12 protein-coding genes are annotated in these 12,331 nt (G+C 60.7%); 7 read left to right on the top strand and 5 right to left on the bottom strand.

Translation table 11 applies throughout. The annotated features are described in order from the left end of the window. Positions 1 to 10: 10 nt before the first annotated feature. Entirely contained in the window at positions 11 to 1,459 is a 1,449-nt protein-coding gene (locus tag HKK52_RS05300) for a nucleobase:cation symporter-2 family protein (protein WP_169369871.1), read from the bottom strand. A 194-nt stretch (positions 1,460 to 1,653) separates the two neighbouring features. Then, positions 1,654 to 2,547, bottom strand: coding sequence for a LysR family transcriptional regulator (locus HKK52_RS05295; RefSeq protein WP_169369870.1), 894 nt, complete (start codon positions 2,545 to 2,547; stop codon positions 1,654 to 1,656). Between the two features lie 101 nt (positions 2,548 to 2,648). Here HKK52_RS05295 and HKK52_RS05290 point away from each other — a divergent pair, with 101 nt between their 5' ends. Both HKK52_RS05290 and speB read left to right on the top strand, forming a co-directional pair. Next, positions 2,649 to 3,740: a polyamine ABC transporter substrate-binding protein gene (locus HKK52_RS05290; protein ID WP_169369869.1), complete on the top strand. Its 1,092-nt coding sequence runs from the start codon at positions 2,649 to 2,651 to the stop codon at positions 3,738 to 3,740. Positions 3,741 to 3,753: 13 nt separating this feature from the next. After that, positions 3,754 to 4,713 carry an agmatinase gene (gene speB, locus HKK52_RS05285; protein WP_169369868.1) on the top strand — a complete coding sequence of 320 codons (960 nt, stop codon included), beginning with the start codon at positions 3,754 to 3,756 and terminating at the stop codon, positions 4,711 to 4,713. A 133-nt stretch (positions 4,714 to 4,846) separates the two neighbouring features. Here speB and HKK52_RS05280 read toward each other — a convergent pair whose 3' ends face one another. Further along, entirely contained in the window at positions 4,847 to 5,899 is a 1,053-nt protein-coding gene (locus HKK52_RS05280) for an aldo/keto reductase (protein WP_169369867.1), read from the bottom strand. A gap of 190 nt (positions 5,900 to 6,089) precedes the next feature. Here HKK52_RS05280 and HKK52_RS05275 point away from each other — a divergent pair, with 190 nt between their 5' ends. The 5 genes from HKK52_RS05275 (at position 6,090) to HKK52_RS05255 (ending at position 9,554) form a co-directional block, all read left to right on the top strand. Next, the gene (locus HKK52_RS05275) at positions 6,090 to 6,806 is read left to right on the top strand and encodes a helix-turn-helix transcriptional regulator (protein ID WP_169369866.1); all 717 of its coding nucleotides are present in this window, start codon (positions 6,090 to 6,092) and stop codon (positions 6,804 to 6,806) included. 52 nt (positions 6,807 to 6,858) lie between these two features. Beyond that, on the top strand, positions 6,859 to 7,200 hold the full coding sequence (locus HKK52_RS05270; protein ID WP_149661587.1) for a nuclear transport factor 2 family protein: 342 nt from the start codon (positions 6,859 to 6,861) through the stop codon (positions 7,198 to 7,200). Positions 7,201 to 7,272: 72 nt separating this feature from the next. Then, positions 7,273 to 8,391, top strand: a complete 1,119-nt coding sequence (gene zapE / locus HKK52_RS05265; protein ID WP_169369865.1) for a cell division protein ZapE — start codon at positions 7,273 to 7,275, stop codon at positions 8,389 to 8,391. Between the two features lie 17 nt (positions 8,392 to 8,408). Continuing rightward, on the top strand, positions 8,409 to 8,990 hold the full coding sequence (locus HKK52_RS05260; RefSeq protein WP_169369864.1) for a DinB family protein: 582 nt from the start codon (positions 8,409 to 8,411) through the stop codon (positions 8,988 to 8,990). Between the two features lie 72 nt (positions 8,991 to 9,062). After that, positions 9,063 to 9,554: a GNAT family N-acetyltransferase gene (locus HKK52_RS05255; protein ID WP_169369863.1), complete on the top strand. Its 492-nt coding sequence runs from the start codon at positions 9,063 to 9,065 to the stop codon at positions 9,552 to 9,554. 85 nt (positions 9,555 to 9,639) lie between these two features. On the opposite strand, the gene HKK52_RS05250 is transcribed toward HKK52_RS05255, so the two are convergent. Both HKK52_RS05250 and HKK52_RS05245 read right to left on the bottom strand, forming a co-directional pair. Then, on the bottom strand, positions 9,640 to 9,846 hold the full coding sequence (locus HKK52_RS05250) for a hypothetical protein (protein ID WP_169369862.1): 207 nt from the start codon (positions 9,844 to 9,846) through the stop codon (positions 9,640 to 9,642). Between the two features lie 147 nt (positions 9,847 to 9,993). Continuing rightward, positions 9,994 to 12,234 carry a TonB-dependent siderophore receptor gene (locus tag HKK52_RS05245; RefSeq protein WP_169369861.1) on the bottom strand — a complete coding sequence of 747 codons (2,241 nt, stop codon included), beginning with the start codon at positions 12,232 to 12,234 and terminating at the stop codon, positions 9,994 to 9,996. Between the last annotated feature and the right edge of the window lie 97 nt (positions 12,235 to 12,331).

Genomic DNA, 12,331 nt, shown 5'->3' with positions numbered 1-12,331 from the left:
CACGCGCGCTTCAGCGGTTCAGGCTGCTGGCGGATTCCGTGGCTTGCGGGTTTTCCATGACTTGCAGGATCGACGCTTCCGGGTCGAAATCATCCTCTTCCAGCGCCATGAATTCCTCGGGCAGGAACACATTGAGGATGATCGCGCACAGTGCCCCCACGGTAATCGGCGATTCGAAAATGTTGTGCAGGGCCAGCGGCAACTCGCGCAACACTTCCGGCACCGCCGCGATGCCCAGGCCCATGCCGAGGGAAATCGACACGATCAGCATGTTGCGCCGATGCAGGCCGGCTTCGGCGAGGATCTTGATCCCGGCCACGGCCACGGTGCCGAACATCACCAACTCCGCGCCGCCGAGCACCGGTTTCGGCATCAGTTGCAGCACCGCGCCGATCATCGGGAACAGCCCCAGCAGCACCAGCAAACCGGCAATGAAGAACGCCACGTAACGGCTGGCCACGCCGGTGAGCTGGATCACGCCGTTGTTCTGCGCGAAAGTCACCATCGGCATGCTGTTGAACACCGCGGCCATGGCCGAGTTGAGGCCATCGGCAAGCAGGCCGGACTTGATCCGGCGAATGTAGATCGGGCCCTTGACCGGCTGCCGGGAGATCATCGAGTTGGCCGTCAGGTCGCCCGCAGCTTCCAGCGGCGACACCAGGAAAATCACCGCCACCGGCACAAACGCGACCCAATCGAAGTTGAAACCGTACTTGAACGGCACCGGCACGCTCACCAGCGGCACCGCCGGCAGGCTGGCGAAATCGACATCGCCCATCAGCCAGGCGACGACATAGCCGAGGGTCAGGCCAATCACAATCGCGCCGAGGCGCAGGAACGGCACATCGACCCGGTTCAACACCACGATGGTTCCGAGTACCAGTGCTGCCAGGGCCAGATGATGACTGGCACCGAGGTCCGCCACGCCGAAGCCGCCGGCGATGTCGGTCATGGCAACCTTGATCAGCGACAGCCCCATCAACGTGATGATGGTCCCGGTGACCACCGGAGTGATCAACATCCGCAGTTTGCCGATGAATTGGCTCAACACGACTTCGATAAACGCGGCGAAAAAGCACACGCCGAAGATCGTCGACAGAATCTCATCGGTGCCGCCGCCCCGGGCCTTGACCATGAACCCGGCGCTGAGAATCACGCTGATAAAGGAAAAACTGGTGCCTTGCAGGCACAGCAAACCGGAACCCACCGGGCCGAAACGCCGCGCCTGGACGAAGGTGCCGAGCCCGGAGACGAACAACGCCATGCTGATCAGGTAGGGGATTTCGCTTTGCAGGCCCAGCGCACCGCCCATGATCAGGGTTGGCGTGATAATGCCGACGAAACTCGCGAGTACGTGCTGCAGGGCGGCAAAGACCGTGGCGGTCAGGTGCGGGCGGTCGTTGAGGCCGTAGATGAGGTCGGAGCGGGGCTGGGATTTTGCGTGTTCAGATGAGGTCACGAGGAAAGCGCCAGGGGCCAGGTCAGAAAAAGGAGGCGCAGGATGCCAGAAAAATCAGATTTTGGTGTGCCTGATGATCGTTCCCACGCTCTGCGTGGGAATGCCTCAATGGACGCTCTGCGTCCGCTTTGGGACGCGGAGCGTCCAGGGCTGCATTCCCACGCAGAGCGTGGGAACGATCATCAACGATCAGGTCAGGTGAATGCCGCCAGCAAATCCTCCTCAAACGCCTTCTGCGCATCCCCCGGCACCTGCGCCCGATGCCGCGCCAGGTGGAATCCCACGTCGAAACTCATTTCCTCGACCCGCACCGCCCGCAGCAACCCTTTGTCCTCCCAGCTACGGGCAAAGTGACTCGGCAGATAACCCACATGTTTCCCGGACAGAATAAAGGCCAGGGTGCCCTCGACCTGCTCCGAACGCGCCGAACACAATTTCCCCTGAAACGGCTCATCACTGCGCAGAAACCGATAAGGGTGATCCACCCGGTCACACGCCTGTAACGCCAGATCATCCGGCGCGTCATTGGTGAACAGCGGATGCCCCGGCGCGCAGTACAAATGCTGGGTTTCGCTGAACAGCTCTCGGTAGTCAAACGCACTTTGCACCTGTGAGAAATAACCGATCGCGAGGTCCAGTCGTTGCTGCAGCATCAGCCGCTCCATTTCCCCCGGCATGGCGCTGATCAACTCGATGCGCACCGATTCGTCCCGTTCGCGAAAGCGCCGGATCGCCTCCGCCACCCGTTGCAGCACCGATTGATCGAGGGCTTCGGACAAACCCAGGCGCACCTCGCCAATCAACCGTCCGGCCACGCCGTTGGATTGATGACGGAACGCTTCGATCGACTCGAACAGTCCGCGAATGGCGATCAGCAGTTGCTCACCCTTGGGCGTCACCCGGAATCCACCCTTGCCACGACTGCATAGCCGATAACCGAGGCGGGTTTCCAGCCTGGCCATTTGCTGGCTGATGCTCGACTGGCTCAAACCCAGTTCACCCTGGGCGGCGCTGAAGCCACCGCACTCGACCACGCTGACAAACAGGCGCAGCAGTTGCAGGTCCAGATCATGCAGTTGGCCGAGCATCACACATTACTCCTGGATAAAGTCAGGTTAACAAACTTGATATTTTTCCAATGTATCCGACGGCGCACGCTGCAACCACTCCAACTGGTCAGGTGTGTGTCATGGCTCCTCTCTTCAAGCTGTGTTTCCCCGCGCTGTTACTCGCCATGGCCGTGTCTGCCCAGGCTGAGGACAAGGTCGTCAACCTCTACAGTTGGGCCGATTACGTGGCGCCCGAAACCCTGCAGCGCTTCGAACAGGAAACCGGTATTCACGTGCGCTACGACACGTTCGATGCCCCCGAAGTGCTGGAAACCAAATTGCTTACCGGCGGCAGTGGCTATGACGTGGTGGTGCCGTCCTCCAGCGTTCTGGCCCGTGGTTTGGCGGCGGGCGCGTTGAAGGCGATTCCTCACGAAGGCCTTAAGGGCTACGCCAACCTCGACCCGGACTTGCTGGAAAAACTCTCCGCCGTCGATCCCGGCAACCGCTACGGCGTGCCTTACACCTGGGGCACTTTGGGTCTGGGGATGAATGTCGAAGCAGTGAAACAGCGCCTGCCAGACGTGCCGCTGAACAGCCTCGACTTGCTGTTCAAGCCCGAATACGCCAGCAAATTGAAAGACTGCGGGATTTCGATCATTGATTCGCCGCAAGAAGTGATCGGCCTGGCGCTGCATTACCTCGGTAAAGATCCCTACAGCACCGACCAGAAAGATCTGTCAGCCGCCGAGGCGTTGTTGCATCAGCTCCAGCCGAATGTGTTGTACGTCGCCACCGGCCGGCAGATCAGTGATTTGGCCAACGGCAGCGTGTGCCTGGCGCTGACCTATAACGGTGACGCGAGCATGGCCGCCGATCAGGCGCGCAAGGCCAACAAACCTTACGAAGTGGCGTACCGCATTCCGAAGGAAGGCACGCTGGTGTGGCAGGACAACTTGGCGATTCCCAAAGACGCGCCACACCCCGAAGCCGCGCGTCAGTTCATCGAATTCATGCTGCGCCCCGAATCCGTCGCCGCACTGACCAACACCCTGTTTTTTGCCACCGCCAATACCGCCGCCACGCCGCTGGTAGATGAAGCAGTGCGTACAGACCCGGATATCTACCCATTGGCCGACGTTCGCGACCGCTTGTACGCCGACCGCAGCATGAGCCTCAAGGACATGCGTCAGCGCACCCGCCTGTGGACCACTTTCCGTAGCCGCCAATAATAAGGAACTCACCATGGATGTCCCTGTGCAAAACGACCAGGCCATGACCCGCGACAGCCTCTACGGGACTGCCGCCGAAAGCACCTACGCCGGTATCACCAGTTTCATGCGCCGACGTTACAGCCGTGACTTGCGCGGTGTGGATGTCGCAGTCAGCGGTGTGCCGTTCGACACCGCTACCAGCAACCGCCCAGGCGCACGTTTCGGACCGCGGGGCATTCGTGCCGCGTCCACCGGGATCGCCTGGGAACGTCATTGGCCGTGGACCTTCGATCCGTTCGATCATTTGGCGGTGATTGACTACGGCGATTGCGACTTTGATTACGGCACGCCGCACTCGATCCCGGAAAGCATCGAAGCCCACGCCGAACACATTCTGAACGCCGGCAGCGCGATGCTCACGTTCGGTGGCGACCACTTCATCACGTATCCGCTGCTCAAGGCCCATGCCCGCAAGCACGGCACCTTGTCGCTGATCCACTTCGACGCCCACAGCGACACCTGGCCGGACGAAGAGGGCAAGCGGGTCGATCACGGCACGATGTTTTGGCACGCGGCCAAGGAAGGGTTGGTGGACCCGTCGCGTTCGGTGCAGATCGGCTTGCGCACCACCAATGATGATCACATGGGTTTTCAGGTGCTGGACGCACGGCAGGTGCATCGCCAGGGTGGCGAGGCGATTGTCGAGGCGATTCGGGCGCGGGTCGGTGACAACCCGGTGTACCTGACGTTTGATATCGACTGCCTGGACCCGGCGTTCGCTCCGGGCACCGGAACGCCAGTGTGCGGCGGATTGAGCACGGTGCAGGCGCTGGAGATTCTTGGTGGCTTGCGCGGGATCAATCTGGTGGGCATGGACGTGGTGGAAGTGGCCCCGGCCTATGACAGCGCGGACATTACTTCACTGGCGGCGGCGACGTTGGCCATGGAAATGCTGTGTTTGTATGCGGCGAAGCATAAGGTTGATCGTTGAGATAGATGTGTGGCGGTCATGAGGACGCCTTCGCGGGCAAGTCGAATCGTCGCACCGCTCGCTCCTACAGGTTTTGCGCAGTGTTGAAATTGGCGCGTAACCCGTAGGAGCGAGGATTGCCCGCGAAGCTTTATCAGGCCACCGGAATCTTCGGCAAATCCAGGGTCTCAACCCCGGTATACCGCGCCACCGACCCGGCGATCATGGCGTGTGGCACGCCCGGTTCCACATCGCTGCTGCCATCCAGCCGCGCCAACTGCTCGTCACTCAACTGCACGTTCAATGCGCCCAACGTAGCGTCCAACTGTTCACGGGTGCGCGAACCCAGAATCGGAATCAGCGCGGTGGTCGAACGCTTGGCTTTCTCGCGCAACCAGGCAATCGCCACATGGGTCGGGCTCGACTCCATTTCGGCGGCTACCGCCAGCAAGGTGTCGAGCAGGGCGGTTTCCCGGGCGCTTTTCTCGCTGTGGATCAACATGCCGAGTTTGGCCGCGCGGTTGTTTTCATCGTTGGTGCGGTACTTGCCGGTGAGGAAGCCGCCGCCCAGCGGGGACCATAAGGTTGCCGCCAGACCCAGGGCTTCGGCCATCGGCAGTAATTCTCGTTCAGCGGTGCGTTCGGCCAGGCTGTATTCGGTCTGGATCGCGGCAATCGGCGAGAAACCACGTACTTCAGCCAGTACGTCAGCGCGAGCGATGCGCCAGGCCGGGAAGTTCGACAGGCCGGCGTAGTGAATCTTGCCGGCGCGCACCAGGTCGTCGAAGCCACGAAGGATTTCTTCCATCGGCGTCACGCCGTCGCTGATGTGCGCCCAGAACAGGTCGATGTGATCGGTTTTCAGGCGTTTGAGGCTTTCTTCGGCGGCGCGGACCATGTTCTTGCGGTTGTTACCGGTGAAAGAAATATTGGCCGTGCGCTCAGTGCCCATGGTGAATTTGGTGGCGATCACCAAACGATCGCGCTCGGCAGCAATGAACTCGCTGAGCATGCCTTCCGATTCGCCGCCCTGATAGCCATTGGCGGTGTCGATGAAGTTGCCGCCGGCTTCCAGGTAGCCGTCGAAAATCCGCTTGGCTTCATCGCGCTCGGCGCCGTGGCCCCAACCGGTGCCGAAGTTGCCGGCGCCCAGCGCCAGTTCCGAAACCCGCAAGCCGGTTTTACGGCCAAAGACTTTGTAATGCATGGGAGGACTCCTGAAGAAAACATCGGGGTTGAATATAAATGACTAGCAACATGTATTTAATATGATGCGAGTAATATCCAGCGTCAAGACGCTTTTTTCAGAGGCGATGAAAGGGGCAACCACTCCTGCCAGTTTCTGACAGCAGCCTTTGCTAAGCTTCCGCCACTTTCCTGGACAGAGCGTGCCGATCGTGTCGCGAACCACTCGTTTACTGACCTTGCTCCAAGTGTTGCGCGGGAAAAGCCGACCGGTGACCGCCGCGACCCTGGCCAGCGAACTGGAGATCTCCGAACGCACGCTGTACCGCGACATCGCCGAGCTCACGGCCCTCGGCGCGCCGATCTATGGCGAGGCGGGGATTGGTTACGTGTTACGCAGCGGCCTGTTTCTGCCGCCATTGATGCTCAACGCCGACGAAACCGAAGCCATCGTGCTGGGTTTGCGTTATGTCGATCAGCGTGGCGATGAGGTGTTGAGCAAGGCGGCGGCGGATGCGCTGGCGAAGATTGCTGCGGTATTGGCGCCTGAGGCATTGGAGGCGTTACACAACCCGACGGTATTGCCTGGCCCGTCAGGTTACGGCTTTGCGCAAAACGCGGTGCCGTTGAATGTGTTTCGCCAGGCCATTCGCAATCAAGCCAAGCTGCACATCGATTACGCCGATGCCAATCAGGTGCCGACCCAGCGCTTGATCTGGCCCTTGGCGCTGGGCTTTCTCAACGAAGTGCGGATCATCGTCGCCTGGTGCGAGTTACGCAGCGCCTATCGGACCTTTCGCACCGACCGGATTTCAACCGCGAGCGAGCAGGGCGAGCGTTATCCCGGCCGGCGCAGCGACCTGTTGCGCACCTGGCGCAAGCAGATGCAACTGGATGAAGCCGGGCGCTTCACTCCTGACAAGAACTGACACAGCAGTGTTTTAGCATGGCTCCAGAATCAAACAACAAGGAGCCTTCAACATGTCTAGTCCAGCCGCTTCACTGGCCCCGGCCATCGCCGCTTACATCGCCGCCGCCAATGCCCGTGACACCTCGCGGGTCGCCAGTTTCTTCGCCGAGGATGCCAATGTCTTCGATGAAGGCGAGCATCAGGTCGGCCCCCAGGCCATCGCCCAATGGATGCAAGACACCGCGCAACGCTACCAGCCACGGGTCGAGGTACTCGATGTTCAACTGCGCACCGGCAAGGTGCTGGTTCACAACCTGATTTCCGGGACATTTCCCGGCAGCCCGCTGGAATTGCGCTACACGTTTCGCTTGAACGAGCAGGGCAAGATTGCCCGGTTGGACATTTCGTTGTGACGCAAAGCCCCTGTCTATACAGGGGCTTTTTGCTGGCATACTGCGCAGCTTCAGCCCGGAACTGCGGCCTCTATGACTTTCGATTCCCCGTTAAGCGCCTGGCAGTACGCCATTGAACACAAAGGCTTCATCCAGGACGAAGCCCAGGAACATGCCGTCTGGGCCCTGCAAAAGTGTCACGAATCCCTGCACGAAGGACGCAAGCCAATCACCGGCGTTTACCTGTGGGGCCCGGTCGGTCGGGGCAAGACCTGGTTGATGGACCAGTTCTACGAAAGCCTGCGGGTGCCGGCCCGGCGTCAGCACTTCCACCATTTCATGGGCTGGGTACATCAGCGCTCGTTCCAGTTGACCGGCACCGCCGACCCACTCAAAGCCCTGGCTCGCGAGTTGGCCAAGGAGGTCCGGGTGCTGTGTTTCGATGAGTTGTTCGTCAACGACATCGGCGACGCGATCATTCTCGGCCGCTTGTTCCAAGTCATGTTCGAAGAAGGCGTGGTGGTGGTGAGTACCTCCAACCAGCCGCCGGACCAGTTGTATGCCGATGGCTTCAACCGCGACCGTTTTACCCCGGCCATCGAAGCGATCAAGCAGCACATGCAGGTGATTGCGGTGGATGGCGGCGAAGATCATCGCCTGCATCCCGGCGCAGCGTTGCAGCGCTATTGGGTGGGGGCGCTGGATGAGCCCAGCGGGTTGGCCGAAGCGTTCAAGGCCCTGACGGCCGGGCAGTCGGTGTCCAGCGATCCGATCCAGGTCGGCTATCGCAGCGTCCACGTCGTGCAGGCCAGCGCCTCGGTGCTGTGGTGTCGTTACGCCGACCTCTGTGAGCAACCGTTTGCCGCCATGGACTTCATGGCCCTGTGCGACACCTTCAGCGCTATTCTGATGAGTGAAGTGCCCAACCTCAGCGCGCAGAAGCGTGAAGGGCGGATCGCCAGGGGCACCGAAGATGGCGTGGAGCGGGTGGTGGCCGGCGACCGTGAGCTGCCGCAGTTGTCGGTGCACGACGATGGCGTACGGCGCTTCATCGCGTTGGTGGACGAATGCTACGACCGCAAGGTGCCGTTGTACCTCGAAGCCCAGGTGCCGATGGAGGCCTTGTACACCGAGGGTTACCTGGAATTCCCGTTCCGCCGCACCCTCAGTCGCTTGCAGGAAATGCAGTTGCAACGGTTTGCCGAAGCTTGAACACAGGAGGCGCGACGATGACTCAACCCCTGTCTCACCATTTGCTGACCATGGCCTACCAGAATGCCTGGGCCAACCACCGACTGGCCAAGGCCTGGGGTCAGTTGAGCGCGGCGGAATTGACGGCGGCGCGGGTCAGTTTCTTCCCCAGTATCTGCGCCACCCTCAACCATATCCTGACCTGCGACTGGTTTTATGTGGACGCCTTGGAGCGCGAGCTGCGCGGTGATGTGCCGCATCCCGATTGCTACGTGTTTTTCAACGACGAGCAACCGTTTACCGTGGGCGCCGACCTCAAGCGTGAGCAGGTTCAGGTGGATCGTCGGCTGATCGCCTATTGCGAGCAATTGCGCGACGCCGACCTCGGGCGACTCGTGACCATCGCCCGGGACACGCCGCAACACGACAGTCGTCTGCGCATGCTCTCGCATCTGTTCGAACACCAGATTCATCATCGGGGGCAGGTGCATGGGATGCTCAGTGGCACGTCGGTGAAGCCGCCGCAATTGGATGAGTTTTTCAGTGCCGGGGAGTCGGGACTACGGGCCGAGGATTTTGCCGAGTTGGGTTGGACCGAAGAATTGATTTGGGGTCACTAAGATCCGGTTGTCGGCACGCCACCGTCACGCTAATGTCCTTGGCCAATTTGATGTATGCGATCGAGGGTGGAAATGGAATCCGCAGAAATACTTGTCCTTCAGGCCAGCTACACCAACCCGGTGCATGCCGAAGCCATTTGCCTGGTGTTGAACCACTACGCCGAAGACCCGATGGGCGGTGGCGAGCCGCTTTCAGCCGATGTCCTGCAGCAACTGCCGGCGGAACTGGCCAAGCGTCCTTATGCGTTCAGCGTGCTCGCGTTCGTCGGCGGTGAACCGGCGGGGCTGGTCAATTGCTTTGAAGGGTTTTCAACCTTTGCCTGCCGACCGTTGGTCAACGTGCACGACGTGGCGGTGGTGGCAAAGTTTCGCGGTTTGGGGCTGAGCCAGAAGATGCTGCAAAAGGTCGAAGAAATCGCCCGCCAACGCGGTTGCTGCAAAATCACCCTCGAAGTCCTGGAAGGCAACGCCGTGGCCCAGGCGTCCTACGCCAAGTTCGGCTTTGCCGCCGGCATGTTCGACCCGGCCCATGGCCGCATGTTGTTCTGGATCAAGTCGCTGTAAATCCCGGGCATAAAAAAGGGCGTCCATCAGGACGCCCGAAGTGTCAGCTCTGGCGATGGAACAGGGGTCGCCAAAGGTCCATCGGTTAAGTTCTGTAGGATTCGGTCACTTGTGCGGTTTGATCATCCGGAACCCGCAGTTCGCCACTTGGACGATGATCGGTCTGGCTTTGTGCGGAGGGAACCGGGAAGTTGTCCCAGTGATGCTTCATCCGTTCCGCGCCGCCTTCGGCAAACGCGCTGGTGGAACCGACGATGAGCAGACCGGCGAGGATCAAGCTGACTCGTTTCATGATGTATCTCCCACTAAGAATGACGGGGTGCCTTTCATCCGTGATTCAAGGGCGTGGGCGCAGTATTGGCAGGCCTCATTAAATCGAGGTTAACCCCGACCGAAACGTGGGAGCCAAGGCGCTCCCACGGTAGATTGTGGCGGTGGCTCAGAGTTTCCAGTCCAGGCTGAGCGTCACGGTGCGCGGGTCGCCCCAGAACACACCGTTATAAAAGCCGACGTTGTCGTAATACTTTTTGTCGAACAGGTTATCGACGTTCAGCGAGGCCGACAGGTGCTTGTCGAACTCGTAACGCGACATCAACTTGACCACGCTGTAGGCCTCCTGGCGGATCTTCGTGGGTTCGGTGACCAGGCCACCCTCGGCATTGCGTCCGACCGGGCGATTGGAGTTGCCCCAGATATCGCTCTGCCAATTCACCGCGCCGCCCACGGTCAGCGCATGCCAGTCGCCGGGCAGGCGATAGGCCGTGGACAGGCGCAACATGTTCAGCGGTTGAGTGGTGTTGGCCCGCTGCTTTTCGCCGTTGGCCGCGTGGGTGTAGGTGTAGCCGGCGGTCATGTTCCAGTCGGTCATGACTTCGCCGGATACTTCGACTTCGAAGCCCTGGACCTTCTGCCCCTTGCCCCCGGACTTGTAGAATTCCTTGCCCGTCACCGGGTTTGGTGGCACCGAATCGTCCACTTCGGCGACGTTGTCCTGCTTGCTCCAGAACAGCGCCGTGGCGACGTTCAGGCGTTCATCCAGCAAGCTGCCCTTGAGGCCCAGTTCATAGTTGCTGCCGACCACCGGGTCCAGGTATTTGCGATTGGCATCGCGGTTGTCCTGGGGTTTGAAGATGTCGGTGTAGCTGACGTACACGGTGTACTCGGGTGTGAGGTCGTAGAGCAGCCCGGCGTATGGCGTCCAGATATCACTGTGTTGCTGCGACGTGGTCTCGACGCCGGTCAATTGCAGGCTGTTATCGTAGGTCTTGGTGTTTTCCGAGGCTTTCCAGCTACCGTACCGACTGCCGAGCACCGCGTGAAAGCGGTCGGTCAGGTTGAGGCGGGTGGCCAGGTAGCCGGCCTTCTGCCGGGTGTTGTCCGATGAGCCGTTGAGGCCGGTGACGGTGTCGGGGAACTTGGCGATACCGCCCATGTATTTCCAGTCGGCAATGTTGTCGTAGCCTGCGGGTGTGGCGCCTTCCACGGCGTACGGCGACTCGGCACTGCGTTCGGCTTCGCCGTAGCCGAACATCAGCTCGTGCTCGCGCCCGAACAACGCGTAAGGGCCAGCGACGTTGAAGTCATAGGTTTTCATTTTCTGCGTGCCGACCATGTGGCCACGGTAGGCGCTCATGCCGCTGCGGTCGTCATTCGGGAACCCGCCACCGCCGTAGTAGACCTTGCCGTCGGTATCGCTCTCACGGTGGGTGTAGGCCGCCTTGAGGTGCCAGCCGCCGCCCAGTTGCTGGTCGAGGTTGGCGAAAGCTGTTTTGTCCCTCAATGGCCATGAGCTCCAGGAAGTCGCCATGTTGGTCGAACGCCCGAGGTTGGCCTTGCCACCGGCAGCATTCCAGTACGGCACGGTGCCCCAGGACGTGCCCTGGACCTGTTTGTCCTGATAGTCGTAACCCACCGCCAGCACGGTGTCGTCGGTGAGATCGGCTTCGAGCACGCCGTAGCCGACTTCCCGCTGCATCTGGTAGTGGTCGCGGAACGACTGACTGTCGCGGTAGGCCAGCACGCTGCGCCCGCGCAAACGTCCGTCGAACGCCAACGGACCGCCGACGTCCACGTAACTGTAGTAATCGTCATAGCTGCCGCCACTGACGCCGGTCTGGGCTTGCCATTGTGCGGTCGGACGCTTGCGCACCATGTTGATGGTGGCCGACGGGTCGCCGGCGCCGGTGGTCAACCCGGTGGCGCCGCGAACCACTTCGATGCGGTCGTAGATGATGGTGTCGGAGTCAGACTTCATCCGCCCGAAGGTATTGAGCATCCCGTCAATCTGGAAGTTGTTGATCGTGTAGCCACGGGATGAATAGCTGACCCGGTCCGAGTCATTGTGCTGGACCACCACGCCGGTCGTCTGGCTCATCGCTTCGGACAGCGTGCCGAGTTTGAAGTCGTCCATTTGCTGGCGAGTGACCACGGACACTGATTGCGGGGTTTCCTTGATCGACAGGTTCAACCGCGTGGCGGTGCTCATGGCACCGGTGGTGTAGGACTGGGTGTTTTCGGTGGTGCTGCCCAGGCCTTCGGCGGTGACGTTGGTGGCGGTGAGCTCCAGGGCGCTGGTAGCCGGGTCCTTGTCGGGCTCGGTTTCGGCCAGCAGATCAGGGCTCAGGGCTGCACTGCACAGCCCGAGGGTCAAGGTCATGGAACGGGTAATAGGCGCGAACATCGCGGCCGACTCCTTGTCTTCGAGGGAAAAATTCCGTTTGCTCAAAGACGAAGGGGAGCGGGGATATTTAGCGATAGACGAGAATAATTGTCATCTG

It is taken from the genome of Pseudomonas sp. ADAK2, assembly GCF_012935755.1.
In the GTDB taxonomy this organism is placed as follows: domain Bacteria; phylum Pseudomonadota; class Gammaproteobacteria; order Pseudomonadales; family Pseudomonadaceae; genus Aquipseudomonas.
Note: the sequence above shows the minus strand (reverse complement) of the source record. Positions and strands in the feature narration are given on the sequence as shown.

Excerpts from the sequence above, each read along its gene's own strand:
- HKK52_RS05295 (WP_169369870.1), bottom strand. The coding sequence starts at position 2,547 with ATGCTCGGCCAACTGCATGATCTGGACCTGCAACTGCTGCGCCTGTTT.
- HKK52_RS05290 (WP_169369869.1), top strand. The coding sequence starts at position 2,649 with ATGGCTCCTCTCTTCAAGCTGTGTTTCCCCGCGCTGTTACTCGCCATG.
- speB (WP_169369868.1), top strand. The coding sequence starts at position 3,754 with ATGGATGTCCCTGTGCAAAACGACCAGGCCATGACCCGCGACAGCCTC.
- HKK52_RS05280 (WP_169369867.1), bottom strand. The coding sequence starts at position 5,899 with ATGCATTACAAAGTCTTTGGCCGTAAAACCGGCTTGCGGGTTTCGGAA.
- HKK52_RS05270 (WP_149661587.1), top strand. The coding sequence starts at position 6,859 with ATGTCTAGTCCAGCCGCTTCACTGGCCCCGGCCATCGCCGCTTACATC.
- zapE (WP_169369865.1), top strand. The coding sequence starts at position 7,273 with ATGACTTTCGATTCCCCGTTAAGCGCCTGGCAGTACGCCATTGAACAC.
- HKK52_RS05260 (WP_169369864.1), top strand. The coding sequence starts at position 8,409 with ATGACTCAACCCCTGTCTCACCATTTGCTGACCATGGCCTACCAGAAT.
- HKK52_RS05255 (WP_169369863.1), top strand. The coding sequence starts at position 9,063 with ATGGAATCCGCAGAAATACTTGTCCTTCAGGCCAGCTACACCAACCCG.
- HKK52_RS05250 (WP_169369862.1), bottom strand. The coding sequence starts at position 9,846 with ATGAAACGAGTCAGCTTGATCCTCGCCGGTCTGCTCATCGTCGGTTCC.
- HKK52_RS05245 (WP_169369861.1), bottom strand. The coding sequence starts at position 12,234 with ATGTTCGCGCCTATTACCCGTTCCATGACCTTGACCCTCGGGCTGTGC.